The sequence below is a fragment of the Pseudoalteromonas sp. 19-MNA-CIBAN-0066 genome, assembly GCF_040308705.1.
GTDB classification, from domain to species: domain Bacteria; phylum Pseudomonadota; class Gammaproteobacteria; order Enterobacterales; family Alteromonadaceae; genus Pseudoalteromonas; species Pseudoalteromonas nigrifaciens.
In genome coordinates, this window is the sequence record NZ_JBEONZ010000001.1 from 107,811 (window position 1) to 133,390 (window position 25,580).

General features: G+C 40.9%; 28 protein-coding genes. 20 read left to right on the top strand and 8 right to left on the bottom strand.

Annotated elements, in window-relative coordinates; all coding sequences use genetic code 11:
• Positions 1–319: 319 nt before the first annotated feature.
• The 3 genes from radA (at position 320) to AAEZ18_RS00505 (ending at position 3,547) form a co-directional block, all read left to right on the top strand.
• Positions 320–1,705, top strand: a complete 1,386-nt coding sequence (gene radA / locus AAEZ18_RS00495) for a DNA repair protein RadA (RefSeq protein WP_011327360.1) — start codon at positions 320–322, stop codon at positions 1,703–1,705.
• Positions 1,706–1,786: 81 nt separating this feature from the next.
• On the top strand, positions 1,787–2,719 hold the full coding sequence (locus AAEZ18_RS00500; RefSeq protein WP_011327361.1) for an aq_1923 C-terminal domain: 933 nt from the start codon (positions 1,787–1,789) through the stop codon (positions 2,717–2,719).
• A gap of 249 nt (positions 2,720–2,968) precedes the next feature.
• Entirely contained in the window at positions 2,969–3,547 is a 579-nt protein-coding gene (locus AAEZ18_RS00505) for a TMEM175 family protein (RefSeq protein WP_011327362.1), read from the top strand.
• A gap of 103 nt (positions 3,548–3,650) precedes the next feature.
• Here AAEZ18_RS00505 and serA read toward each other — a convergent pair whose 3' ends face one another.
• The 5 genes from serA to metK form a co-directional block, all read right to left on the bottom strand.
• Entirely contained in the window at positions 3,651–4,880 is a 1,230-nt protein-coding gene (gene serA / locus AAEZ18_RS00510) for a phosphoglycerate dehydrogenase (RefSeq protein ID WP_011327363.1), read from the bottom strand.
• A gap of 9 nt (positions 4,881–4,889) precedes the next feature.
• Entirely contained in the window at positions 4,890–5,543 is a 654-nt protein-coding gene (gene rpiA / locus AAEZ18_RS00515; RefSeq protein WP_041454659.1) for a ribose-5-phosphate isomerase RpiA, read from the bottom strand.
• Between the two features lie 52 nt (positions 5,544–5,595).
• Positions 5,596–6,192 carry a 5-formyltetrahydrofolate cyclo-ligase gene (locus AAEZ18_RS00520; protein WP_011327365.1) on the bottom strand — a complete coding sequence of 199 codons (597 nt, stop codon included), beginning with the start codon at positions 6,190–6,192 and terminating at the stop codon, positions 5,596–5,598.
• Between the two features lie 20 nt (positions 6,193–6,212).
• Positions 6,213–6,764: a hypothetical protein gene (locus AAEZ18_RS00525; protein ID WP_011327366.1), complete on the bottom strand. Its 552-nt coding sequence runs from the start codon at positions 6,762–6,764 to the stop codon at positions 6,213–6,215.
• Between the two features lie 152 nt (positions 6,765–6,916).
• Positions 6,917–8,068: a methionine adenosyltransferase gene (gene metK, locus AAEZ18_RS00530; RefSeq protein WP_011327367.1), complete on the bottom strand. Its 1,152-nt coding sequence runs from the start codon at positions 8,066–8,068 to the stop codon at positions 6,917–6,919.
• 303 nt (positions 8,069–8,371) lie between these two features.
• Between metK and tkt the strand changes: the two genes are divergently transcribed.
• From tkt to AAEZ18_RS00555, 5 genes are all read left to right on the top strand, one after another.
• Entirely contained in the window at positions 8,372–10,363 is a 1,992-nt protein-coding gene (tkt, locus tag AAEZ18_RS00535; RefSeq protein WP_089367825.1) for a transketolase, read from the top strand.
• A 185-nt stretch (positions 10,364–10,548) separates the two neighbouring features.
• Positions 10,549–10,863 (top strand): pyrimidine/purine nucleoside phosphorylase, encoded by a 315-nt coding sequence (ppnP, locus tag AAEZ18_RS00540; protein ID WP_011327369.1) that lies wholly within the window; start codon positions 10,549–10,551, stop codon positions 10,861–10,863.
• 201 nt (positions 10,864–11,064) lie between these two features.
• On the top strand, positions 11,065–11,421 hold the full coding sequence (gene hpf, locus AAEZ18_RS00545) for a ribosome hibernation-promoting factor, HPF/YfiA family (RefSeq protein ID WP_011327370.1): 357 nt from the start codon (positions 11,065–11,067) through the stop codon (positions 11,419–11,421).
• 212 nt (positions 11,422–11,633) lie between these two features.
• On the top strand, positions 11,634–12,806 hold the full coding sequence (locus AAEZ18_RS00550; RefSeq protein WP_011327371.1) for an NRAMP family divalent metal transporter: 1,173 nt from the start codon (positions 11,634–11,636) through the stop codon (positions 12,804–12,806).
• A 356-nt stretch (positions 12,807–13,162) separates the two neighbouring features.
• Positions 13,163–13,744: an outer membrane beta-barrel protein gene (locus tag AAEZ18_RS00555; protein WP_350593917.1), complete on the top strand. Its 582-nt coding sequence runs from the start codon at positions 13,163–13,165 to the stop codon at positions 13,742–13,744.
• A gap of 204 nt (positions 13,745–13,948) precedes the next feature.
• Here AAEZ18_RS00555 and AAEZ18_RS00560 read toward each other — a convergent pair whose 3' ends face one another.
• The gene (locus AAEZ18_RS00560; protein ID WP_350593915.1) at positions 13,949–15,136 is read right to left on the bottom strand and encodes a vWA domain-containing protein; all 1,188 of its coding nucleotides are present in this window, start codon (positions 15,134–15,136) and stop codon (positions 13,949–13,951) included.
• Between the two features lie 347 nt (positions 15,137–15,483).
• Between AAEZ18_RS00560 and AAEZ18_RS00565 the strand changes: the two genes are divergently transcribed.
• Positions 15,484–16,506, top strand: a complete 1,023-nt coding sequence (locus tag AAEZ18_RS00565; protein ID WP_346010181.1) for an IS110 family RNA-guided transposase — start codon at positions 15,484–15,486, stop codon at positions 16,504–16,506.
• Between the two features lie 212 nt (positions 16,507–16,718).
• Here the strand turns inward: AAEZ18_RS00565 and AAEZ18_RS00570 are convergent, their stop codons facing one another.
• Together AAEZ18_RS00570 and AAEZ18_RS00575 are read right to left on the bottom strand one after the other, a co-directional pair.
• Positions 16,719–17,564 (bottom strand): AAA family ATPase, encoded by an 846-nt coding sequence (locus AAEZ18_RS00570; protein ID WP_011327376.1) that lies wholly within the window; start codon positions 17,562–17,564, stop codon positions 16,719–16,721.
• A 59-nt stretch (positions 17,565–17,623) separates the two neighbouring features.
• Entirely contained in the window at positions 17,624–17,863 is a 240-nt protein-coding gene (locus AAEZ18_RS00575; protein ID WP_350593912.1) for a DUF1653 domain-containing protein, read from the bottom strand.
• 60 nt (positions 17,864–17,923) lie between these two features.
• Between AAEZ18_RS00575 and AAEZ18_RS00580 the strand changes: the two genes are divergently transcribed.
• The 11 genes from AAEZ18_RS00580 (at position 17,924) to rpoS (ending at position 25,522) form a co-directional block, all read left to right on the top strand.
• The gene (locus AAEZ18_RS00580; protein ID WP_058372700.1) at positions 17,924–18,403 is read left to right on the top strand and encodes a DUF2947 domain-containing protein; all 480 of its coding nucleotides are present in this window, start codon (positions 17,924–17,926) and stop codon (positions 18,401–18,403) included.
• Between the two features lie 75 nt (positions 18,404–18,478).
• Entirely contained in the window at positions 18,479–19,111 is a 633-nt protein-coding gene (locus AAEZ18_RS00585) for a hypothetical protein (protein WP_041454349.1), read from the top strand.
• A 49-nt stretch (positions 19,112–19,160) separates the two neighbouring features.
• Positions 19,161–19,439, top strand: a complete 279-nt coding sequence (ftsB, locus tag AAEZ18_RS00590) for a cell division protein FtsB (RefSeq protein ID WP_058372702.1) — start codon at positions 19,161–19,163, stop codon at positions 19,437–19,439.
• 1 nt (position 19,440) lies between these two features.
• On the top strand, positions 19,441–20,142 hold the full coding sequence (gene ispD, locus AAEZ18_RS00595) for a 2-C-methyl-D-erythritol 4-phosphate cytidylyltransferase (RefSeq protein ID WP_350593909.1): 702 nt from the start codon (positions 19,441–19,443) through the stop codon (positions 20,140–20,142).
• On the top strand, positions 20,139–20,636 hold the full coding sequence (gene ispF / locus AAEZ18_RS00600; RefSeq protein ID WP_011327382.1) for a 2-C-methyl-D-erythritol 2,4-cyclodiphosphate synthase: 498 nt from the start codon (positions 20,139–20,141) through the stop codon (positions 20,634–20,636). Before ispD ends, ispF begins: the two co-directional genes overlap by 4 nt.
• Entirely contained in the window at positions 20,633–21,682 is a 1,050-nt protein-coding gene (gene truD / locus AAEZ18_RS00605) for a tRNA pseudouridine(13) synthase TruD (RefSeq protein WP_350593906.1), read from the top strand. The genes ispF and truD overlap by 4 nt, the downstream gene beginning before the upstream one ends.
• Positions 21,663–22,427, top strand: coding sequence for a 5'/3'-nucleotidase SurE (surE, locus tag AAEZ18_RS00610; RefSeq protein ID WP_011327384.1), 765 nt, complete (start codon positions 21,663–21,665; stop codon positions 22,425–22,427). The genes truD and surE overlap by 20 nt, the downstream gene beginning before the upstream one ends.
• On the top strand, positions 22,417–23,055 hold the full coding sequence (locus tag AAEZ18_RS00615; RefSeq protein WP_350593904.1) for a protein-L-isoaspartate(D-aspartate) O-methyltransferase: 639 nt from the start codon (positions 22,417–22,419) through the stop codon (positions 23,053–23,055). Before surE ends, AAEZ18_RS00615 begins: the two co-directional genes overlap by 11 nt.
• Before the next feature lie 9 nt (positions 23,056–23,064).
• Positions 23,065–23,643 carry a YqaA family protein gene (locus AAEZ18_RS00620; protein WP_041454351.1) on the top strand — a complete coding sequence of 193 codons (579 nt, stop codon included), beginning with the start codon at positions 23,065–23,067 and terminating at the stop codon, positions 23,641–23,643.
• Positions 23,644–23,684: 41 nt separating this feature from the next.
• Positions 23,685–24,509: a peptidoglycan DD-metalloendopeptidase family protein gene (locus AAEZ18_RS00625; RefSeq protein WP_350593902.1), complete on the top strand. Its 825-nt coding sequence runs from the start codon at positions 23,685–23,687 to the stop codon at positions 24,507–24,509.
• Positions 24,510–24,547: 38 nt separating this feature from the next.
• On the top strand, positions 24,548–25,522 hold the full coding sequence (gene rpoS / locus AAEZ18_RS00630; RefSeq protein WP_011327388.1) for an RNA polymerase sigma factor RpoS: 975 nt from the start codon (positions 24,548–24,550) through the stop codon (positions 25,520–25,522).
• Positions 25,523–25,580: the final 58 nt, after the last annotated feature.

Genomic DNA, 25,580 nt, shown 5'->3' on the forward strand with positions numbered 1-25,580 from the left:
ATCCATTTATTAGAAAACTCAATAAATGTCGTATCGTGTTATTGTTGTTAATATAGGTACGATTATTCGAGTAACTACAGTTTAGCGCTTGTTATTATGTGTTAAATACCAATTTATTGGCAAGTTACTTTAAACTATTATTCAAGCAATAAGTATGCCCTAAAGTATAGTAAAAAAGAAAACAGCATTTATAGATAATAATAGTAGTGCTAAATTATCTTGTTGGCATGACTCATTGTTAGGCGAAAGTTTAAAATGGTAAAATAAGCACTTAACATTAAGTATTTTTAAAATTAAAGAATAGTAGGTAAAGTTATAAATGGCTAAAGCGGCAAAAGTAGAGTTTGTTTGTACCGAATGTGGCATGAACTACCAACGTTGGCAAGGTCAATGCCGCTGTGGTGCATGGAACACATTAGCAGAATTTAAACCGTCAGCAGGGCAAAGTAAAAAAGCATCGGCACGCGTAAGTGTAGGTGGTTATGCTGGGGGGATTGGTGGCGGTTCTAAAAAAATTAATGATATTGCTACCGCAGAAACTGAAAAACAGTTAACTGAAATTGGCGAGCTCGATCGTGTTTTAAGTGGCGGTGTAACAACGGGGTCAGTTAATATAATCTCTGGCGATCCAGGGGCTGGTAAAACAACCTTGTTATCTGATTTAGTGGCACGAATGTCACAACGCATGCCCTCACTTTACTGTACCGCAGAAGAATCTTTATCGCAGTTTAAAAACAGAGTGAATCGTTTAAAGTTAAATTATAACCCTGATGCGCTTTATTTACTTTCCGAAACCAGTGTTGAAACCATCATTGAAGAACTCGATAAAAATAAAATTAAGTTTGCAGTAATAGACTCCATTCAAGCAGTGGTCACCGACACAGCTAACGGTAGCCCAGGCTCGCCTTCGCAAGTGAAAAGTGCCGCGCAAGCACTTACGCAATACTGTAAGCAAAATGATGTCACTATGTTCATTATTGCCCATGTAAATAAAAACAACGAAATAGCTGGTCCGCAAACGCTGGTGCATATAGTTGACGCACTATTGCATATAGATACTAACGATGGGCAAATTCGTACCTTACGAGCAAATAAAAACCGCTTTGGTGATATAGATACAGTCGGTATTTTTAGAATGTGCGAACGCGGTATGCTCAGCGTTGATAACCCCAGCGAAATATTTTTATCAGGCTCAACTACAGATTCACCTGGCTCTGCAATTACGTGTATTCGTAAAGGTAATCGTAATTTATTACTCGAAATTCAATGTTTAACCACTGAGATTGAGGCGGAATTTCCGCAGCGTGTTTGCGTTGGTTTAAACATGAACCGAATAAAAATGCTCACCGGCATACTGCGTAAGCACACAAAAACTAAAATATTTCACGATACGTTTTTTAATATAGTGGGTGGCTTAAAAATTGATGAATCAGAAACCTGTATAGATTTAGCGTTGGTTGCTGCGCTACTTAGCAGCTTAAATGATTTTGTGGTGCCACGTACCACTTGTATTATGGGAGAGCTGAGCTTAAATGGCGACGTACGCCCAATAGACAGTGGCGTACCGCGCGTTAAAGAAGCTGCGCAGCATGGCTTTACGGAAATATTTATTCCATTTCGTAATTACCATAAATCAATGGAAGGGCTGGGCGCTAAGATCACCCCGATAAAAACAGTACATGAGTTACTTAGTTTAATTAATTAGCAAAAACGCTTATCGGTGATGTTCTGCAATGTTACTCTTGAGCTGAAACAATTTATATAAAGACTTAAATAAGGAAATAACATGAAAAAGTTAGTTATAGCTGCAGCAATTGTAGCTGCCGGTGTTGGTGGCGTAAGTTATGCAAATCACGTAGCCACTAAAGAAGTACGTGCAGAAATAGATAAGCAACTAGCACTAGTGAGCGAGCAAACCGGCGCTACATTTAAGTATGCAGACTTATCGGCTAGTGTTATTTCCAATAGTGTAGAAATTAGCAATATGGAAGTCATTAGTTCTGAAGGCGATAATGTTGCCAGTATTCAAAGCATTGAAGTGACAGGCTACGAAACCGATAAAATTTCACCACACACTACATTTGATGTAAAAAGCTTTCAATTTAATAAAGACTTTGTGGCTAAATTACCAGCCGATACAAATACTATGTTAGCGTCGGCCAGTTACGATTTACATTCATCACTTGATTACGATGAAAAATCGGGCGACAGCGATGTGGTAGTTAAGTTAGATGCAAAAGACATTGTTAGCTTTAATATGAATATGGGTCTGGCAAACACACAAGCACTTATGGATGCATCGCTTGCGATCAGTAAAGCGCAGCAAGCAGCGGGCAGCGAACCTTTAACTTATGAGCAAGAATTACAGCAGCAAACGCTAATAATGCAAGCTATGAGTAAGTTAGAGCCGCGCAGTGTTAACTTTGAACTTAATAACCAAGGCGAGCTTAAAGCATTGCTAGAAAGCGAGCTTATTAAGCAAGGTATGAGTGTTGAGCAAATGCAAATGATGGTTGAGCAGCAGCTACAGCAAGCGCCAGTAACCGAAGAAATTGCAGGAGCGATTAGCGGCTTTGTTAAAGGCTTAAATTCATTTAGCGTGTCGGCAAAACTACCTGAAGGCAAAACTATGATGGAAGTTAACCAACAAATAATGATGCTAATAGGCCAGCCTGAAAAGCTTGTAGAGTACATTAATCTAGAAGTTAAAGGCGACTAAAAGTAGCTATAGCAATCGCGATATCAGTTAAAAATGATAACACGATACACATAATTAAAGCGTGGGTTTAACTCGCGCTTTTTTATGCGTAAATTTTGCGTTTAGACTAGGTGTTAACTCTCAAAATTAACAATTAGTTTACCAGTACTCATTTTATCGTTAGTATTCATTACTATAAAAACTGTTATTTATCATATTAAATAGCCATTAAGGCTCAAACTAATTACTTAAAGTTGAATGGGGTTACAGATGGGAAAAGGTCGATTAGAAGCTTTTAGTGATGGTGTGTTGGCAATTATTATTACCATTATGGTATTGGAGCTAAAAATACCTGAAGGCGCGGGAATTGAAGCACTTGTGCCTATGCTCCCTAACTTTTTTAGCTATGTTTTAAGTTTTGTATACGTAGGGATTTACTGGAATAACCATCATCATTTATTACACGCTGCTGGCAGTGTTTCGGGTGGGGTATTGTGGTCAAATTTAAATTTACTTTTTTGGTTATCATTATTCCCGTTTTCGACCAGTTGGATGGGAGGTAATCACTTTGAGCCACTACCTACCGCGACTTATGGTGCCGTGCTGTTTATGGCGGCGATTGCGTATAATATTTTACAACGCAGCATAATGGCGACAGATGGCTGCAGCTCTGTATTGCGCAAAGCAATCGGTGCAGACTGGAAAGGCAAAGTGTCTATGGCGCTTTACTTATCGGCAGTAGGCGTAGCATTTGTAGCACCATGGTTAGCACAAGTAATATATGTGGCAGTGGCGCTGTTATGGTTAGTGCCAGATAAAAGAATAGAGCAGGCCGTTAATCAAAATTAAATTTATTACTCTTTTAATTAGTTTTACCGCTAAGTAGGACAATAAAAAAGCCGCGTTTGTTATAAAGCAAACGCGGCTTAAAATTTTCTAAAACTTAAATTAGTTAGTGCAGAATACGTGCTCTTATCGTGCCTTCAACAGCGCTTAGCTCTTTAAGGGCAACTTCTGAGTGGTCGGTATCTACATCAATAACTACATAACCAATTGACTCATCCGTTTGTAGGTACTGCGCGGCAATGTTAATACCGTGCTGCGCAAACGCTTGGTTTATTTGTGTTAATACGCCAGGACGGTTGTGATGTACATGCAGTAAGCGACTACGATTAGCAAGCTCTGGTAGTGAAACCTCAGGGAAGTTAACAGCAGTAATAGTTGAGCCGTTATCTGAGTATTTAGCTAGTTTTCCAGCTACTTCAATACCAATGTTTTCTTGTGCTTCTTGAGTTGAACCACCAATGTGCGGCGTTAAAATAACATTGTCGAAATTACGCAGTGGCGATACAAACTCTTCATCGTTAGATTTAGGCTCAACCGGGAATACATCGATTGCTGCGCCGCTGAGTTTTTTATCGGTAAGCGCTTCTGCCAATGCATCAATATCAACTACAGTGCCGCGAGACGCATTAATTAAAATAGCGCCCTGTTTCATAACCGCAAGTTCGGCAGTACCAATAAGGTTCTTAGTTTGTGGGGTTTCAGGTACATGCAACGTAATAATATCAGAGCGTTGTAATAGCTGAGTTAAATTATGTACTTGCTTAGCGTTGCCAAGTGATAACTTATCTTCAATATCGTAAAACTCAACATGCATACCAATATTTTCGGCCATAATACCTAACTGGGTACCAATGTGGCCATAGCCAATAATACCCAATGTTTTACCACGAGCTTCAAACGAGCCGTTTGCGGTTTTTAACCAGCCGCCACGATGTGCAGCAGCATTACGCTGAGGAATACCGCGTAATAGCAACAGTATTTCACCAAGTACAAGCTCTGCAACCGAGCGGGTGTTAGAAAATGGTGCGTTAAATACAGCAATACCACGTTCGCGCGCCGCATTTAAGTCAACCTGGTTGGTGCCAATACAAAAACAGCCAACCGCAACGAGCTTTTCAGCTGCTTCTAACACAGCTTGGTTAATATGAGTACGAGAACGAAGCCCCACAAAGTGTACGTCTTTAATACGTTCTTTTAGCTCGTCCTCAGGTAAGGATGTTTTAACATAGTCGATGTTGCTATAACCGTTACGTTTTAGCGTTTCAACAGCGCTTTGGTGAACACCTTCAAGCAAAAGAATTTTAATTTTGTCTTTTGCCAACGATACCTTACTCATAACCTCATCCTATTTAATTTGTGGCCCATTTTTAGTGCCGATAATCACTTTATCAGCGCCACGCTCTGCGAATAGGCCGTTGGTAACTACGCCAACAATTTGATTAATTTGTGTTTCAAGTTGTTTAGCTTGGGTAATATTTAAATTATGTACATCTAAAATAACGTTACCGTTATCGGTAACTACACCTTGGCGATACACAGGATCACCACCAAGTTTTAATAATTCGCGTGCTACGTAACTGCGTGCCATGGGTATAACTTCAACCGGCAGTGGAAAACCACCCAAGGTTGCTACTAATTTGGTGTCATCTACAATGCACACAAATTGTTTAGCTACCGCTGCTACTATTTTTTCACGAGTAAGGGCTGCACCGCCGCCTTTAATCATTTCGTTATGGGCGTTAATTTCATCAGCGCCGTCAACGTATACATCTAAAACATCAACGTCATTAAGTTCAAATACTTCAATGCCTAGCGCTTTTAAACGAGCAGTTGAGGCTTCTGAACTAGAAACCGCACCTTTAATGGTGTCTTTTATTGAGCCTAGTGCATCAATAAAGTGATTAACCGTTGAGCCTGTACCTACGCCTACAATAGTGTTCTCTTTTACAAACTCTAACGCTGCCCAAGCAGCTGCTTTTTTTAATTCGTCTTGTGTCATTGTTTTATGCTCATTTATGTCAAAAATTTCTGCTGGTATACAAAGTAACGCTTTACCAACAGTAGGTTTTATTTGGGGTGATAATTGTTTTAAGTGGCACATCCCATGATTCTATGGGTAAAGCTGTTACTTTTTGGCATTCATGTGCTAAACCAATAAGTTGCGGCTTTTGCCAGTGTTGCTGGTGTAGCCGCGCCAATGTCCGATCGTAAAACCCACCCCCCATTCCTAAGCGATTACCTTGGTTATCAAATGCCACTAATGGCATAAGTAGGTAATCAAGCTCAGGTAACGGGCATATTTGAGTACAATTGAGCTTAGGTTCCAAGATACCATAGCGGTTTGCCTTCATGGGTGAGTTTTTTTCATAACGCTGAAATAGTAAATTAGCCCCGTTAAAGGGGTGGATTACAGGTAGGTAAAGGGTGTGCCCTTTATCCCACAATTCATTAATTAACAATGAGGTATCTAACTCGCCGTCGTTACTAAAATAAATGGCAATATGCTCTTTTTTAGTGTTTTTTTTGCCATTTAAGTATTGAATAAAATTCATTTTTAGCGATTGGGCGGCAATTAATTGTTGGTTACTTGATAAATTATTACGCAGTTCGCGGACAGATGCTCTTATTGTTGCACGTTTATTGCTCACTTTAGGATTTCACCCCGTAATTAAAAAGAGAATAAGTTAGGGACGGTTAAATATATTGCTAATAAAATAAGCAAAGTAACCACAGTTGCTATGAGTGAATATAACAACACATTACTGCGTTTTTGCAGTGGTGTGAGCAACTCATCATCAAGCATAAGATCATCGTCTTGCCACTCTATGTGTTCATCGGTAATTGCTGTGGCTTCAACCTCGGGTAGGCGCTGTTCAAGCTCGTCTAGTTTTTCTTCAAGGCGAATTAAGCTACTGGTAATGTAATCAAGCGCATCAAAAATTCTGTCATCGCGCTGGCTACTCGTTGCACTTGCCAGTTGAGTATTTTGATTAGGGTTGGTAACAGCCTGCAGCTTACTTTTAATACCTAAGCTGGCAAGTAGTTTGGCTTGCTTTAGGGCTTTGTCTTTATTGCTTGGCACAAATAGCGGTTTACCATTAAAAAAAAGCGACACTTTTTCATTTGATGTTTTTAATTTAGTAGCAAGCATGGCAGTAACAGCTTTGCTGTCAACGCCCTCAGCGAGTCCTACAAAGGTAACACGAAAGTTGTCGGCCATTTTTAATTCCCTAAGCTTTTATAGTAAAACGAGTATATACCGAAAGTGCAAAACAATTCGAGAGTGATTTATGTTTCACGGCTTGAATAATAAGCTTTAGATATAAAAACGACCCTTAAAAGGGCCGTTTATATTTTTAATAGTATGTTGGCTTAAAGACCAGCAGCAGCGCGAAGTGCTTCTGCTTTATCAGTACGCTCCCAAGGGAACTCTTCACGACCAAAGTGGCCGTAAGCCGCCGTTGGAAGGTAGATAGGGCGCTCTAAATCAAGCATTTTAATTAAACCGTAAGGGCGCAAGTCAAAGTGCTCACGAATAAGCTCAATTAAACGGCTTTCTTCTAGTTTGCTGGTACCAAAGGTTTCTACGCTTATAGACGTAGGCTCTGCAATACCAATAGCGTACGATACTTGTAGCTCACACTTATCAGCAAGGCCAGCAGCAACAATGTTTTTAGCAACATAACGTGCAGCATAGGCAGCACTACGGTCAACTTTTGATGGATCTTTACCAGAGAAAGCACCGCCACCGTGACGAGCCATGCCGCCGTAGGTATCTACAATGATTTTACGACCGGTTAAGCCACAATCGCCCATTGGTCCGCCAATTACAAAGCGACCTGTTGGGTTAATAAAAAACTTAGTCGCGCTAGTAATTAGCTCAGCAGGAAGTACCGGCTTGATGATAGTTTCCATCACCGCTTCGATTAAATCTTTTTGTGAAATATCTTCGCTGTGCTGCGTAGAAAGTACAACAGCATCAATACCTACTGGCTTGCCGTTTTCGTATGCAAACGTAACTTGTGATTTTGCATCTGGGCGTAACCAGTTAAGCTCGCCGCTTTTACGAACCTGTGCTTGGCGCTGCACTAAACGGTGTGAGTAGGTAATAGGAGCAGGCATTAGTACTTCAGTTTCGTTACATGCGTAACCAAACATTAAGCCTTGATCGCCAGCGCCTTGCTCTTCTGGGCTAGTACGGTCAACACCTTGGTTAATGTCAGGAGACTGTTTACCAATAGTGTTTAAAATTGCACATGAATCTGCATCAAAACCCATATCTGAATTAGTGTAGCCAATGTCGCGAATTGTTTTACGTGTAATTTCTTCGATATCAACCCATGCGCTAGTAGTGATTTCACCACCAACCATAACCATACCGGTTTTTACGTAAGTTTCACACGCAACTCGGGCATGAGAATCTTGCTCAAGGATAGCATCAAGTACCGCATCAGAGATTTGATCGGCGATTTTATCCGGATGACCTTCAGAAACAGATTCAGAAGTAAATAAATGTTTTGCCATTGTATTTCTGCTCACAAATATTGCGCTTCACAAACGTCGGTATTAGCGCTTAAAAATTAAGGGGCGTATTTTATCGAAAACAAAACACCTTGCATAGTGTTTTTACGCCTAGACGTCTAAATAAAATATTTAATAACTTTTCGGTCTCAAAAAATATTCATAATGACCTATTATTATGGGTTTTTAATTGCACACCGCCCCTACAATAAGTAAGAATGGACTATACACTAGTCGCCAAGTTATACGGCGGCATAATCGAATACATAAATACCCGCGCAAAAATATATTAAGGTAGGAGAATTCATGCCATCTCGCAAAGAACTTGCAAATGCTATTCGTGTCTTGTCAATGGACGCAGTACAAAAGGCCAAATCTGGTCATCCTGGAGCCCCTATGGGCATGGCAGATATCGCAGAAGTATTATGGCGCGATTATCTAAAACATAACCCAACAAACCCAGAGTGGGCTGACCGAGATCGCTTTATATTATCGAACGGCCACGGTTCAATGCTTATTTATTCTTTATTACATTTAACGGGTTATGATTTACCGTTAGACGAAATTAAAAACTTCCGTCAAATGCATTCAAAAACACCTGGTCACCCAGAGTACGGTTATGCACCAGGAATCGAAACTACTACGGGCCCGTTAGGTCAAGGGATCACTAACGCAGTAGGTATGGCAATTGCCGAAAAAGCGCTAGCTGCACAGTTTAACCGCGAAGGTCACGATATTGTTGATCACTTTACCTATGCATTTATGGGCGACGGCTGCCTAATGGAAGGCATTTCTCATGAAGCAGGTTCACTTGCAGGCACATTAGGCCTAGGTAAACTTGTTGCATTTTGGGATGACAACGGCATTTCAATCGATGGCGAAGTAGAAGGTTGGTTTACCGATGATACGCCAGCTCGCTTTAAAGCGTACGGTTGGCATGTAATTAGCGGTGTTGATGGCCACGACAGCGATGCTATAAGTGCTGCAATCGCAGAAGCTAAAAGTGTTACCGATAAGCCATCACTAATTTGTTGTAAAACAATTATTGGTTACGGCTCACCTAATAAGTCGGGTAGCCACGATTGTCACGGTGCACCACTAGGTGAGGACGAAATTAAAGCGTCTCGCGAATTTTTAGGTTGGACTGGCGATGCATTCGAAATCCCTGCAGACATTTATGCACAATGGGATAGCAAAGAAAAAGGTCAACAGCTTGAATCAAGCTGGGATGAAAAATTTGCAGCATACGCAAAAGCATACCCAGAGCTAGCGTCAGAATACAAGCGTCGTATTAACAACGAACTGCCAGGCGATTGGGCTGAAAAATCTCAAGCATACATTGAAGAGCTGCAAGCAAACCCTGCAAACCCTGCGTCTCGTAAAGCGTCGCAAAATGCATTAAACGCATTTGGCCCGTTATTACCAGAATTTATGGGTGGCTCTGCCGATTTAGCTGGCTCAAACCTAACAATTTGGGATGGCTCTAAAGGCTTAACACGCGACGATGCAAGCGGTAACTACATTTATTACGGTGTACGTGAGTTTGGTATGTCGGCAATTATGAATGGTATTGCGCTGCATAAAGGCTTTATTCCTTACGGTGCTACGTTCTTAATGTTTGTTGAATATGCAAAAAATGCCGTACGTATGGCTGCATTAATGAAGCAACCAAGCATTTTTGTATACACGCACGATTCAATTGGTTTAGGTGAAGATGGTCCAACTCACCAACCAGTAGAGCAAATTGCAAGCATGCGTTTAACGCCTAACTTATACAACTGGCGTCCATGTGACCAAGTGGAGTCGGCAATTGCATGGCAACAAGCTATTGAGCGTAAAGACGGTCCTACATCACTAATCTTTACTCGCCAAGGTTTAGAGCAACAAGCACGTAACGCACAGCAACTGAGCGACGTTAAAAAGGGTGGTTACATCCTTAGCTGCGACGGCAATCCAGAGCTTATTTTCATTGCAACGGGTTCTGAAGTGCAACTAGCACAAGATTCTGCAAGCGAACTACGCAAGCAAGGTAAAAAGGTACGTGTTGTATCTATGCCGTGTACTGATGCTTTTGAAACGCAAAGCGCAGCATACAAAGAAAGTGTATTGCCAGCATCTGTTTCACGCCGCGTAGCAGTAGAAGCAGGTATTGCTGATTACTGGTACAAGTACGTTGGCCTAAATGGCGCAGTAGTAGGTATGACTACCTTTGGTGAGTCAGCACCTGCTGGTGAGCTGTTTGAGCACTTTGGCTTTACTGTTGAGAACATAGTAAACAAAGCAAACGAACTTTTTTAATCGCCTTTGATTAAATAAAGTAAGTAATTGAAAAACCCGCATATGTTGCGGGTTTTTTTATGCCCGAATATGAAACAACTTCACTTAAAGCAATACTGCTTTCCTTGCAAGAAAGTAAGCTATCAGGCAAGGTAGTGCGATAAAATTTATAAATAAAAATCTTAAATTATTAGCAGGAGCTAAATATGTCAAAGTTCGAAAATGTTAGTGTAATTAAAAAAGCCAATGTGTATTTTGATGGCAAAGTGTCAAGCCGAACCGTTTTATTAGGCAGTGGTGAAGCAAAAACATTAGGCTTTATGCAACCAGGTGAGTTTGTGTTCGACACTAACCAAAAAGAATGTATGGAATTATTAGCAGGGCAGTGGGATATTTTATTGCCAGGTGAAAGCGAGTGGAAAACATTTAATGCGGGCGAATCATTTAATGTTGATGCAAACGTAAGCTTTAAGGTAAAAGTAAGCGATTTTGCTGATTATTGCTGTTCATACACAGATTAATAGCACAAATACAACGCGGTTAGTATGTTATTTAACCGCTTAAAGAGCCCGTATAATGCGGGCTTTTGCATGTTTAATGCTCAGTGAGTGATCTAAATCAGCTTTACTAACAAATATTTGCTTAAATAGTTACATTTCTCCTTGTGTTAATTCATATTGCCCCCAATACTAACTATGAAGTAACACATAAAAGGATATAAAATGAAAATTAATCTTACAGGTCACCATGTTGACGTTACTGATTCAATTAGAGAACACGTAAACGAAAAGTTTTCAAAAATAGCGAATCACTTTCCATCTTTGATCGCGCTCGACATTATTCTTTCTAAAGTTCACAACAAGCTTCAAGCGGAAATTAGCACTATTTACGAAGGTGCACGTATATCGGTTAAGGGCGAAAACGAAGTGCTGTATCCAGCAATTAGTAGTGCCGCAAAAAAACTAGATACGTCACTAAAACATCGCAAAGGGCAAATTAAAGCTAATTTGCATGAAAAACCAGAAATAACAACCCCAGAAATTGCACACGAAATCATCCAAGAGATGGATCTTCGTTAACGTTTTTAGAGTTTAGGCCCTAACTTTTAGGGCCTAAAACCATTATTTATTAACTTCGTTTTACCCCCTCATTTATTAATACTTTTCAGCTTTCATTTTGCGTTAAAACTCTGTAATTTATTCATTATTATAAATAAACAGTAAGTACACACATGCGCTCTGTAGTATCAAATTGGCAAACTCGCTTAAATGCATTGGGGCCGGGAATTCTAATGGCAACCGCTGCAATTGGTGGTTCACATTTAGTGGCATCAACCCAAGCGGGAGCCATATTTGGCTGGCAATTATTTTGGCTTATTTTAGTAGTAAACGTTTTAAAGTACCCATTTTTTCGCTTTGGCATGGAGTACACACTCGCTACCAAAAATAGCCTAGTAGAGGGTTATAAAAGCAAAGGGCCATTTTATTTTTACAGCTTCATTGTCCTAAATGTTGTTGCCGCTATCGTTAATACCGCAGGCGTATTATTACTCACCGCAAGCTTGTTGCATTACGCACTACCTATCACAATAGAAATAACACTGCTGTGTTGGATTTTACTTGGCGTGTGCTTAACCATACTTTTGCTAGGGCACTTTAAAGCGCTAGATAACGTGGCAAAAGGCATTATGGGGCTACTTACATTAGCAACATTAATAGCACTTGCTATTGCCTTTAGTAATGGCCCAATGGCACCTGCTGACTATGTAGGCCCTTCACCGTATGAGTTAGCCATGCTTAGCTTTATGGTGGCACTAATGGGTTGGATGCCCGCCCCCATTGAAATATCAGCACTTAGCTCACTGTGGTTAAAAGAAAAACAAACACAACAAACAATATCTAAACGCGAAGGCTTATTCGACTTTAACGTGGGTTACTGGTTAACCGCAGGCTTAGCGCTAGTGTTTTTTAGCTTAGGTGTATTAGTGCAATACGGGCAAAGCAGTAATATAGAGCTCGGTGGGGTCGCTTTTGCCAAACAGCTTATTGATATGTACGCACTTACCATTGGCGAGTGGGCAAGGCCGCTAGTATCAGCCATCGCTTTTTTATGTATGTTTGGCACCACATTAACGGTACTAGATGGTTACGCGCGTACTTTAAACGAATCGCATAAATTACTTGGTTTTAAGCAATCAAAACACAGCTTAAATACATGGCTAATACTGCAAGCACTTGCTGGTATGGCGGTTATTTTATTTTTTGAATCAGCCTTAGGTCCTATGCTTACCTTTGCCATGACACTGTCATTTGTAACCACTCCTATATTTGCTTGGCTTAACTTTAGCCTTGTGCGCTCAGAGCCCAGCATTAAACACGGCGTACTACTTAAAAGTTTAAGCTGGGTAGGGCTACTGTACTTAGTCGGTTTTTCTGTGGCATTTGTAGTGTGGATGATGATGTGATTTTAGGCAGGAGGAGCAAGGTTAGAGGGTTCATAGTTGAACGAGCTATATGAATTTTTCAGTTACAAATATTGTGAAGTTCACTTGATGCAGATAAACACGTTGTTTATAAGTAGATAGTCAATAGCGAATTACTGACAGTAAATAATTATGATGTTTAAAGTCAAAAATTACCGCTTTGACAGCCGTCGTCTCAAACCTTGAGTACAGTGCTAAATAAAAAGTAACAAGCGATGGCAATTGAGTAATTAATGCAAGTGTAACTTTATTCTGGTTTTTTAATCCTGCGATTGCTATCAGTTACGTGCTATGTATAATCTTAAGCTTATTAAAGGATACACTCAAAAGGAAGTACTATGAAAATGAATAAAGTTTCACTCTTACTATTAACTACTCTTGTTGCGAGTCCTATAGCATTCGCAAAAACTCCTAACTTTAACTTTGTTTCTGGCGGTTACCTAGATGGCGATATTGATGGTGAAGGCGCAGATGGTTGGACAATAGATGGTAGTACGCTAGTAAGCGAGAACGTGTTCTTATCTGGTCAGTATCAAACCGTTGGTGATTCAGAAAACGGTTTAGATGTAGATATAAATTGGCTTAGTGCAGGGGTTGGGTATCGTACGGCAATTAGCGCCAGCACCGACATTTATGGTTTGGTGACGTATGAAAACCTTGAGGCAGAAGCATCATATCGCGGTAACAGCGCTTCGGAAGACGAAAATGGATATGGCTTATCTGTTGGGGTTCGTTCAATGGTGAGTGATAGCATCGAGCTGGATGGACGCTTGGGTTACATCGATATTGCAGATGAAAGTGAGACATCTATCTCTGTAGGTGCACGCTTTCATATGAATGAGAGTTTTTCATTCGGTGCTAATTATACGTCATTGGATGATTTAGATTTAATTAGTGCAACAGTGCGATATAGTTTCTAAATCTGAATACTAGCTTTATCTAAGCGCACTAAATAAGTGCGCTTTTTGTGTCTACCCCATACTCTTTTGTGTTGATTTTGCTGCGTTCAACCCAAGCTATGTAAAAAATAACCGTCACAGTAACATGTAGCATTTACTCCATTATCACGGCTATAACTGCGCTAAGCAGTATGAATATCGACCACACTTCATCAAACGCATTGTTTAACTCAGCTCTTTTATCGCTTTACTTATTCCATCTAAACTCAGCGCATACATGCGGTTGTTCATCAGCTCTTTAATAAAACCTATTGATTGATAGTACGGCCAGTGTTCAACGGGTTGTGGGTTGAGCCAAGCCACTTTATCAAAGTGATTTGTGACACGTTGTAACCATGCACTGCCGGGCTCTTCATTGTAGTGTTCTACCGAGCCGCCGGGGTAGGCTATTTCGAATGGGCCCATAGTGGCATCGCCTACAAATATTACTTTGTAGTCGCTGGTAAACTTATTAATTAGCGTCATGGTGTCTATTACGTTTGAGTGACGGCGTTCGTTGTCTTGCCACACGTGCTCATATAGGCAGTTATGAAAGTAGTAAAACTCTAAGTGTTTAAATTCGCCATGGGCGGCGCTAAATAATTCTTCGCAGGTATGAATGTAGTCATCCATTGAGCCGCCAATATCAAACAGCATGAGTACTTTTACTGCATTGTGGCGCTCTGGTGCCATTTTTACGTCAAGCATGCCGCCTTGTTTTGCGGTAGCGCGAATGGTCTCGTTTAAATCTAGCGTGTCGCTGGCGCCAGTGCGGGCAAATTTACGCAGTTTTTTAAGGGCAAGTTTAATAGTACGCGAGCCAATTTCACGGTCGGAGTCTAAATTGCGATATTCGCGTTTATCCCACACTTTTACTGCTTGGCGGTTACGGTTGCCGTCTTGGCCTATACGCACACCTTCGGGGTTATAGCCGTATGCTCCAAAAGGTGATGTGCCGCCGGTGCCAACCCATTTATTACCGCCTGCGTGGCGTTTTTGTTGCTCTTCTAAGCGCTCTTTTAGGGTTTTCATTAGCTCGTCGAGGCCGCCCATGGCTTTAAGTTGGGCTTTTTCTTCATCGCTAAGGTTTTTTTCAAACTCTTTACGCAGCCAATCTTCTGGTAAGTTGTGCTGTTGCTTTAAGCTCTCGAGCAAATCAAGGTCAGCAATACCACTAAAGTAGTCGCTAAAGGCTTTGTCGAATCGGTCAAAGTGCGTTTCGTCTTTGACCATTATAGTGCGTGCTAAATGGTAAAAAGCGTCTACGTCGGCAAATATAACACCCTTTTTTAAGGCGTTAATTAAATCAAGCAACTCGCGCAGGCTTACCGGTAAACGGTATTTACGCAGCGTGAAAAAAAACTGTATTAACATGTTAGGGCCTGTTTATCTTTCGAGGTTAAATTTGCAGCAGTGTGTTTGCTATTTAGGCAAGGCAGAGCCTATGTAGTGTGGTTATTCCCCATAAATAGGCGATAACGCAGCATAAATACCAAACACGCGCTGCCTGAAGGTTCGTCCTAGGGACGATTAACTCTTTGTTGCTCGGCTTTTACTTAGCCCACTAGGTTACAAACCTCGTGCCACGATTAAATCGTCCTTAGTTAGAACAAATTTTAATCCTGAAAGGTCAACAGATGTATGGACTCCCACTTCCATCAGAAGTAACGTAATAAGTGTTCAAACTTTTACTAAGGAGCCCATACATGTTGAATTGTAATGTGATAGCGATTGATTTAGCAAAAAATTTATTTCAAGTTTGCAAAACGCAAAGCAATGGCAAAGTTATTTATAACAAAACAATAAGCAGAGCCAAGCTTAAAGAGTTATTAATTAAAGAACAGCAATCTTTAGTTGCTATGGAATCATGTGGTGGTACGCATTATTGGGCGCAATTTGCTAAACAGGCAGGGCACCAGATCAAAGCGATCAACGCGCGACAGGTAAAAGCGTTTCGTCAAGGGCAGAAAACCGATGCAAATGATGCGCTGGCTATTTCAGTTGCAGCGAGACAGCCTCATATAAAAGGAAGTCGTTTACTTTCAGTGCAAGAGCAATGCTTACAAGGCATTGAATGTATGCGTGATTTATTAGTCAAACAAAAAGTCAGCTTAGGTAATCAACTAAGAGCTTTATTGTTAGAGTTTGGTTACCCAATTGCTCAAGGGGATACGAAGTTGACCCAAGCGATACCTGAGATATTAGAAGATGCTGAAAACAGCCTAACAGGCGCTTTTCGCTTCACAATTAACCGAGTTTATCAGCGTTTTACTGAGGCGGTCGAAGAGGTGAAGCTGATTGAAAAGCAATTGCATGAAGTAATTAAAGAAGATCAAACCTGTATACGCTTGCAAGCATTAGAAGGCGTGGGACCGGTCTGTGCAATACTGATTAAAATAGCACTAGGTAATACAACCCATTTTAAAAATGGTCGAGAAGCTGCGGCCTGCTTTGGTCTAACACCAGTACAGCATAGTAGCGGGGGAAAACAAAAGATAGGCTCGATATCTAAAGTAATAGGAAATAAGAAGCTGCGTAGTGCTTTGTATAAAGGCGCATTAGCTGTTGTTTCACAACTAGAAAAAAGAGAAGTTCGTAGCCAAAAAGATATATGGTTAAAAGAATTAAGTGTACGTCGAGGCAAAAAAGTAGCCGCAATAGCGTTAGCAAATAAAACAATCAGAACGGCTTTTGCAATGCAAAAGCATAACAAAGATTATCAGCCACAATTACTTGTGGCTTAAAAACTTGTCAGAAAGATCGATTGAAATAGGTAAGACCGACCTTCAATAGACTGTTAGGGTCTGAAGTTTGAAAAACTGCTCAACAGAAAAGTCATGAAGGTGCGAATACATTTGAGGCCAGGGGTAGCTCCTCAATTTGAGCCCGTATATAAGCTAGCATCTAATTTATTTCAATTTTATTTTTGACATTAATAGGGAGTCCATATAAGGCCCTAGCGGCTCATAAACGCGAGTTTTTCGATTAGGCTTATGTCTTGCTCATTTTTAAGTAATGCGCCAAACATTGGCATTAAACCGCCTTTTTTAGCTTTGTCGTGGAGTGTTTTTGCGTCTATATCTTCTGCCATAAGGAGCTTTAACCAGTCGAGTAATTCGCTGGTAGATGGCTTCTTTTTAAGACCGTTTGCTTCGCGTAGGTTAAAAAACACTTCGAGTGCTTGGCGTACTAAATCTTGCTTAACATTAGGGTAGTGCACGTCAATAATTTGCTGCATTTCATCGGCAGATGGAAAATCAATGTAATGAAAAAAGCAGCGGCGTAAAAATGCGTCGGGCAGCTCTTTTTCGTTATTAGAGGTGATGATCACAATAGGGCGCTCTTTTGCTACTACTCGCTCGCTGGTTTCGTAAACATGAAATTCCATTTTATCGAGCTCTAACAGTAGATCGTTTGGAAACTCAATATCGGCTTTGTCTATTTCATCTATTAATAATACAGGGCGTTTACCGTGTTGGTCGGCGTAAGTAAATGCTTGCCACAGTTTGCCTTTAACTATGTAGTTACTAATATTGTGTACGCGCTCGTCGCCCAGCTGGCTGTCGCGCAGGCGCGAAACCGCATCGTATTCATACAAACCTTGCTGCGCTTTGGTGGTCGATTTAATGTGCCACTGAATAAGTTCGGTATCTAAACTTTTTGCCAGCTCTTCAGCTAGCATGGTTTTACCTGTACCCGGCTCACCTTTAATTAAAAGTGGCTTTTCGAGCATAATAGCCGCGTTTACAGCTTGCTTAAGCGCAGAGCTGGCGATGTAATTATCGGTTGAATTAAATTGCACTTTATTACCTTCTTATCGTCACAGGTCAGATGAGTTTTTATAATCCTATCATGCCATAGTTAACCGGCTTCACCAAGGTAGCTAAACCGAGGAATAGTTTTGCCGTCTTTTTCAACTGTTTCGCTAAACATTTCTAAAGGGCGTGCCCATATACCAAACTCACCATATAGCGCTTGGTAAATTACCAGTTGCTCACTGGTTTTGCTGTGAGTGGCTACATAAAGCACTTTGTACTGTGCCCCTTTGTAGTGTTGGTATATGCCTGATTTGAGGGAAATTGGTTTTATTGCTGTAGTCATGTTTTGATCTCTTGTATAATTTGTTTCTGCACTTTTAATGCTAACTAATTTGCCAATACTATGAACTATATTACGCTAGATGATTACAAAAAAGCATGGGTTTTTCGCCATAAAGACATGCCTGTTTCAGCCGACGATGCTGCAAACATTAAACCTATGAGCCTTGAGCGCGCAGCTGTACTGTGGACAACTATGGTGAGCCGTGAGTTTGATCACCCTGATTTTTTTGATAAAACAGATTGGTGTGGTCAAGATGAAAGTTATAGCCAAGAAGTAAACTGGGAAAGCGCATGGGAAAACGGCGATGAACAACTTCCCGAAGCCATTTTAGCGCACTTAGATTGGCAAGCTAATACCACTGTTTATTTTTGCATGGCACGCGACAATATTATTGAAACCACCTTTGATGTGTTTAAACGCAACTGGCAAAACTTTATGTTTTTAGCCGACGGCAGTTTACTCATAGGTAAAAAACGCAATACTGTAGTGCAGTTTTTAGAGTCGGGCATAGCTAAATTAGGTGAAAAGCCAAGCGCTTAATTTAGCACTCGGCGCTTAAAAATTATGCAGTACTGTGTTATAAAACATTTACCTAAGTGTTTTTGAGTACGGCAATTGGCAGCAAAAAATGAGCCTGTTGGCGCGCCACAACAAGTTGAAATGTGGCAAGCCGATGCAAAAAAAGTGTTATATGCACAATTGTGTAATGCATTTTATCAACGTGAGGTTCAGCGTTTAGTCGCTGAGCCTAATAGCGATAGGCTGCGTCGCCAATTAAAAAGTCTACCTTATTACATTGAACGTGCTGCCACATTAGTTGCTAATACAAGCTCGCCTTTTAAACTAGATTCGCAAAATGGCTCTTGGCTTGCAAAGCAAAAACCGACCCCACCAGAGATTAACATTCAAGCAAATGAACTTTTTTATCAACATAATGCCAAAGTCGGGTTAATAATCCCTATTTTAGTGCGTAGTGATGAGCAAATTCGCGTTAGAATAGACAGCCTAGACCAAGTAAGCGACAATAAAGTGCATTGTAATGAGCTAGGTTGGTTTGCGTTTTCGGGGCAGGGACTTGAGCTGCCAAACGCGCAATTATTAACGCCGAGTAAAGTGTCATTAACTGCGGCATGTTGCGGGCACCAATGGCAGTTTTCAAAGCGTTGTTTGCCACGGGTTTTATCGCTGCGCGAAATGCTACTGGCAGGAAGTATAAATTGGCGCAATGTAAAACGATTACAAACGTAACTTGGTTCATTAAATAAGTTTATTTGAATTTAAAAATAAGGAGTGTTAAATGCGGTTTTTTCAGGTTGGCTTGTTATGTTTAGCACTGTTTGTGCAGTATAGATTGTGGTTTGGCCATAATGGCGTACAAGACTACACACGTTTAAAAAGTGCGGTTGCATCTCATTTACACACTAACGAAAAATTGATTAAACGCAATAAAGTATTAACCGCCGATATAGAAGATTTAAAGCTTGGCCATGAAGGCATAGAAGAGCGCGCACGTAACGAATTAGGAATGATTAAAGCGGGCGAAACATTTATACGTGTTTTACCAGCTCAACAATAATATGACAAATAAACCAACTATAGCTGCCATTATACCTGCTGCCGGAGTGGGTAGTAGAATGCAACATAATGCGCCTAAACAGTATATTAAATTAGCAGGTAAAACTATTTTAGAGCATACGCTCACAAAATTATCTGCTTTAGCGCAGCTTAATACAATTGTTGTAGCCCTAAATGAAAACGATCCTTACTTTGATCAATTGCCAGTGATTGATGCGCGCATTGTGCGTACTTGTGGCGGTAAAGAGCGTGCTGATTCTGTATTAAACAGTTTACTTTTTTTAGCCACCAACCCGCCCGACTGGGTACTTGTGCATGATGCTGCCCGCCCGCTAGTTACTATTGACGACATAAATACACTTATAAATGAGTGTATAAACGCCGACGAAGGCGGAATTTTAGCCAGTAAAGTAAAAGACACTATAAAACGTGGCCATATTTATGCTGAGCAAACCGTACCCCGAGATGATTTATGGCAAGCCCTTACTCCGCAGTTTTTTAAATACGAAGATCTTAAAAATGCGCTGCAAAATGCACTGGCAAGCGGCGCAGTTATTACCGACGAAGCAAGCGCCATTGAATGGGCTAACAAGCCAGTAAAATTAATACCAGGGCGTAGCGATAATATTAAAATAACCACTCCTGAGGATTTAGACTTGGCTGGTTTTTTACTTCAAAAACAACAAAACGAGAATGCATTATGATACGAATTGGTCATGGTTTTGACGTGCATAAATTTGGCGGTGTTGGCCCATTAACTATCGGCGGCGAAAAGATTGATTATCCGCAAGGTTTTTTAGCGCACTCCGACGGCGATGTTGCTATTCATGCTCTGTGCGATGCTATTTTAGGCGCGCTTGCAATGGGCGACATTGGTAAACACTTTCCAGATACGGCCAGTGAATATGAAAATATCGACAGCCGAATATTACTGCGTCATGTGGTGAGCTTAGCTAAAGAGCAAGGTTATGTATTGGGCAATGGAGATGTAACTATAGTGGCACAAGCGCCAAAAATGTTGCCTCATATTCAAGCTATGCGTAGCAACCTTGCAAGTGATTTAAACTGCGAACTATCGCAAATAAATGTTAAAGCTACAACCACCGAAAAGCTCGGTTTTGAAGGGCGAAAAGAAGGCATTTCGAGCCATGCAGTGGTAATTATGAACAAAGAGTCAATGAGTAAAACAAACGCATGAGCGATTTAAATTATTTATACGGCGCACCGTTATCAAAAGCTGACTTTAAAACCACAGCCGAAGACTTTATGGTAGATGAAGACTTAGGCATTGAGTTTACCGGTAGCGGCGAGCATGTATGTTTGCAAGTAGTAAAAAAAGGCGAAAACACCCAGTACGTAGCAAAGTTAATTGCGCAGCGAGCTGGAGTATCACCACGCGATGTAAGTTATGCTGGGATGAAAGATCGCCACGGAGTGTGTTCGCAGTGGTTTAGTGTAAAAGTACCCATTAAAAAACCGATTGATTTTAGTGATTTAAACAGCGAAAGCGTGTTTGTTGTATCGCAGCAACGCCACGAACGTAAGCTGAGAACGGGCTGTCATAAAGGTAATAAATTTACTATTACGCTGCGCAATGTTACCGATCCTCTGGATATTTTGTGCCGTATTAATGCGGTACGCAGTGGCGTGCCTAACTATTTTGGCGAGCAACGCTTTGGCCGTGATGGCCATAACCTGGTAATGGCTGAAAAAATGTTTGCAGGTGAGCGTATTCGCGATAAAAAATTACGCGGTATTATTATTTCTGCAGCGCGCTCGCATGTATTTAATCAACTCGTAAGTTTACGAGTAAAGGAGCATGGTTTAGCTAAAACCATGCACCGTGAAGTATTTATGCTCAGCGGCAGTAATGCCTTTTTTGAAGACGCTATTAGCGATGAAAATATTGCCCGCCTAGCCTCTGGCGATATTATGATGTCGGCACCTATGGTAGGTAAAAGCGAAAAAGGGCTCACCGAACAAGAAAAAGTATGGCTTGGGCCTTATCAGTATTGGTGCGATGGTTTAGGCGAGTTAGGGCTAAAAAATGAGCGCAGAATGCTGCGTTTAATCCCGCAAGATTTTAGCGTAGAAACCATAGATGAAAGCACTTTGAAGTTAAGTTTTGGTTTACCAAAAGGCTGTTTTGCTACGGCATTATTACGTGAGCTGGTGGATTACACAGACGCAAGCCCACGCGAGCGAAAAGAAAAGGACAGCAAAGATGAAGATCCTATTAAGTAACGACGATGGTGTAGGCGCTAAAGGTATTGCGGTGTTATATCAAGCATTAATGCAAATTGCCGAAGTCACTTTAGTTGCCCCCGACCGTAACTGCAGTGGTGCAAGTAACTCGTTAACTTTGCTTAACCCACTGCGTGCTACAAAGCTTGAAAATGGCTTTATATCGGTTAATGGTACACCTACTGACTGTGTGCATTTAGGCGTTAACCAGCTTGTTGATGAAATGCCCGATTTAGTGGTCGCAGGTATAAACCACGGCGCTAATTTAGGTGACGACACTTTGTACTCAGGCACGGTAGCTGCAGCAACCGAAGGACGCCATTTAGGTTTGCCTGCTATTGCGGTGTCTTTGTGTTCGCACCACGGCGAGCATTTTGAAACGGCGGCAGCGGTAACTATAAGTATTATTAAAGGTTTAGCGTCGCATCCGCTACCAAAAGATCAAATTATAAATATTAATGTACCCGACATTCCTCTAAGCGAATTAAAAGGCGTGCAGGTAACGCGTTTGGGTGCGCGCCATAAAGCCGAAACCATGACCAAGCAAACCGATCCTTGGGGTCGAGATATTTACTGGTACGGATCTTTAGGGACAGAAAGTGATGCAGGTGAAGGTACCGATTTTCATGCAATTAATAATGGCTATGCCTCGGTTACCCCACTGAGTGTTGATATGACCGCTAACGAGAGCATTAAAGCGGTAGGGGAGTGGTTAGCTGATTTGGAGATAAACCGTGCTGGCTAATTATACCCGCAGCGCCAAGGCGCTATCAGCGCTATTACAGCGTGAAGGTGTTGAGGATACGCAAGTACTAGATGCGATTGCACAAATACCACGACATATATTTGTGGGTGACGTGCTGCAACATAAAGCGTATCAAAATACTGCGTTACCAATAGGCCAAGGGCAAACTATTTCGCAGCCTTATATTGTGGCGCGTATGACCGAACTGCTGCAATTAGCTGGTGTGCGCGACAAGGTGCTAGAAATAGGCACTGGATCGGGCTATCAAACGGCAATACTGGCTAAAATATTTACCAAGGTTTACTCAGTAGAGCGTATTAAAGCATTACAATGGCAAGCTAAGCGCCGTTTACATCAGCTCGATTTATATAATGTGGCAATGAAACATGGCGATGGCTGGCAAGGTTGGGAGTCGCAAGCGCCGTTTAACGGCATTATAGTCACCGCAGCCGCGGCTAAAATCCCGCAAGATCTATTAGCTCAATTAGCAGATGGTGGTGTGTTACTTGCCCCAATTGGCGAGCAAGAGCAAAAATTAACTATGGTTATTCGCAATGGCAATAACTACACAGAACACATAATTGCGCCGGTTAGATTTGTACCGCTAGTCGCTGGTGATATTGAATAGGAATTCATTTTGAAGTTGTTTACTAAGTTATACGATATGGCTCTAGTGTGGGCTAAGCACCGTCATGCTGAGCGTTATTTAGCTGCAATGAGCTTTGCAGAGTCTGTGTTTTTTCCTGTCCCTCCTGATGTAATGCTGGCACCAATGTCGCTTGCTCAGCCTAAAAAAGCATGGCGGTTTGCAAGTTTTGCCACTATAGCGTCTGTTGTTGGTGGCATAGTAGGTTATTTACTTGGCTTTTGGTTATTTGAACCGGTTGTTGAGCCACTTATAGTACAAATGCACTGGCAAGATAAATTTGATATTGCACTTGATTGGTTTAAAAACTATGGCGTGTGGGTGGTATTTATAGCCGGTTTTTCGCCTATTCCTTATAAAGTATTTACTATAGGCGCAGGGGTATTACAAATGGCATTTTTGCCGTTTTTAATTGCGTCTGCAGTAGGGCGAGGCGCTCGGTTCTTTTTAGTTGCTGCACTGATGAAGTGGGGCGGTGTTAAAATGGAGCAAAAATTACGTCAATACATTGAAGTGCTTGGATGGGCAGTTGTGCTTTTAATTGCAGTTGCATACATTTTATTACGTTAAGCACTATAAAATAATGTTATTAACATAAGGAGCTAAATACAGTGAATAAACAAATAAAATGTTATGTTGCTTTATTTATTAGTATTTTGCTCTTTGCTTGCTCGTCTAGCCATGTTCCGGCGCCTGTCAGTAGTTTAAATAATGATGTTAATAATTACGGCAGAAAAATTAACATTAATGGCGATAAATATACTGTTCAAAAAGGCGATACACTTTATTCAATTGCATTTAGTGCAGGCCAAGATGTTAGAACCTTAGCAAAAAATAATTCAATACCAGCACCTTACACAATATTCCCCGGGCAGAGTATTTCCTTTTCTTCCATAGCAAAAAAATACAAAAAGACAAAAAAATACACTCCTCCTATTAAAAAAGTCGCAAAAACTTCACAAAAAAATAACAATAAATCAAAGAAAGAGCTTGATAAGCCTAAACAACGAGGGTATGTTCAGAAACAAGCCAATAAAAAAATTAGTAACTCTAAGCATTTGTCGAGTAGTAAAGTGCAGTGGTTTTGGCCAGCAAAAGGCAAAATAACACAACGCTTTTCGAACAAGGAAAATGGCTACAAAGGCTTACAGATTGCTAATAAAAAAGGGGCTGCCGTTTTAGCCGCCGCACAAGGAACAGTGGTTTATGCGGGTAATGCGCTTCGAGGTTATGGTAGTTTAATTATTTTAAAACATAATGACGACTACTTGAGTGCTTATGCACACAACTCGAAACTACTTGTTAAAGAAAAACAGGAAGTTAAGGCTGGACAGAAAATAGCAGAGATAGGAAATACAGAATCTGCGGTAACGGCACTTCGTTTTGAAATTCGCTACCGAGGGCAAGCTGTAAATCCTGCTAAGTACCTTCCCTAATTTTTAAAGATATTGATAACTTGCTCAGGAGAAGTCTTATGGCTGATGCAGCAAAAGTTGATAAAAACACCCTCGTAGATAATAAATTAGATGAAACTGCTGTTGATGATGATTCAACACCGCTGCTTGAAGCTGTGGATGATGACGTTTTTGTCAAAGAAGAAGTCACTAAAAATTTAGATGCTACTCAGCTTTATTTAGGTGAAATTGGTTTTTCTCCGTTGTTAAGCGCTGAGGAAGAGGTGTTTTTTTCTCGTAAATCTTTAAAAGGGTGCGAAGCGTCTCGCAAGCGCATGATTGAAAGTAACTTGCGCCTTGTAGTAAAAATTGCTCGTCGTTATAACAACCGAGGTTTAGCGTTACTTGATTTAATTGAAGAGGGTAACTTAGGCTTAATTCGCGCCGTAGAGAAGTTTGATCCTGAGCGTGGCTTTCGATTTTCTACTTATGCAACATGGTGGATACGCCAAACGATAGAACGCGCCATTATGAATCAAACGCGCACTATTCGCTTGCCAATACATGTAGTAAAAGAACTTAACGTATATTTACGTACCGCGCGCGAGCTAACTCAAAAATTAGATCATGAACCAACCGCCGAAGAAATAGCAGCTTGTTTAGATAAGCCGGTTGAAGATGTCACCAAAATGCTGCGCTTGAATGAAAAAATAGCCTCGGTTGATATGCCGATCGGCGGCGAAAACGATACCGCTTTGCTCGATATTATTGCCGATGACAACAATGTTGGTCCTGAGGGCGAAGTACAAAATAACGATATGAATAAACACATTGTTGACTGGTTAGGAGAGCTAAACCCAAAGCAGCGTGAGGTGTTAGCCCGTCGCTTTGGTTTATTAGGCTATGAGCCATCAACGCTTGAAGATGTTGGCCGTGAAATAGGATTAACCCGTGAACGCGTTAGACAAATTCAGGTAGAAGCATTACGTCGTTTAAAAGATATTTTGCAACAAGAAGGCTTAAGCACAGAGAGTTTATTTGAGCACTTTGCGTAAGTTTTAATAAAGTACCATGTTATGTGTAAAAAAGCTGAAGGTTTTATTCTTCAGCTTT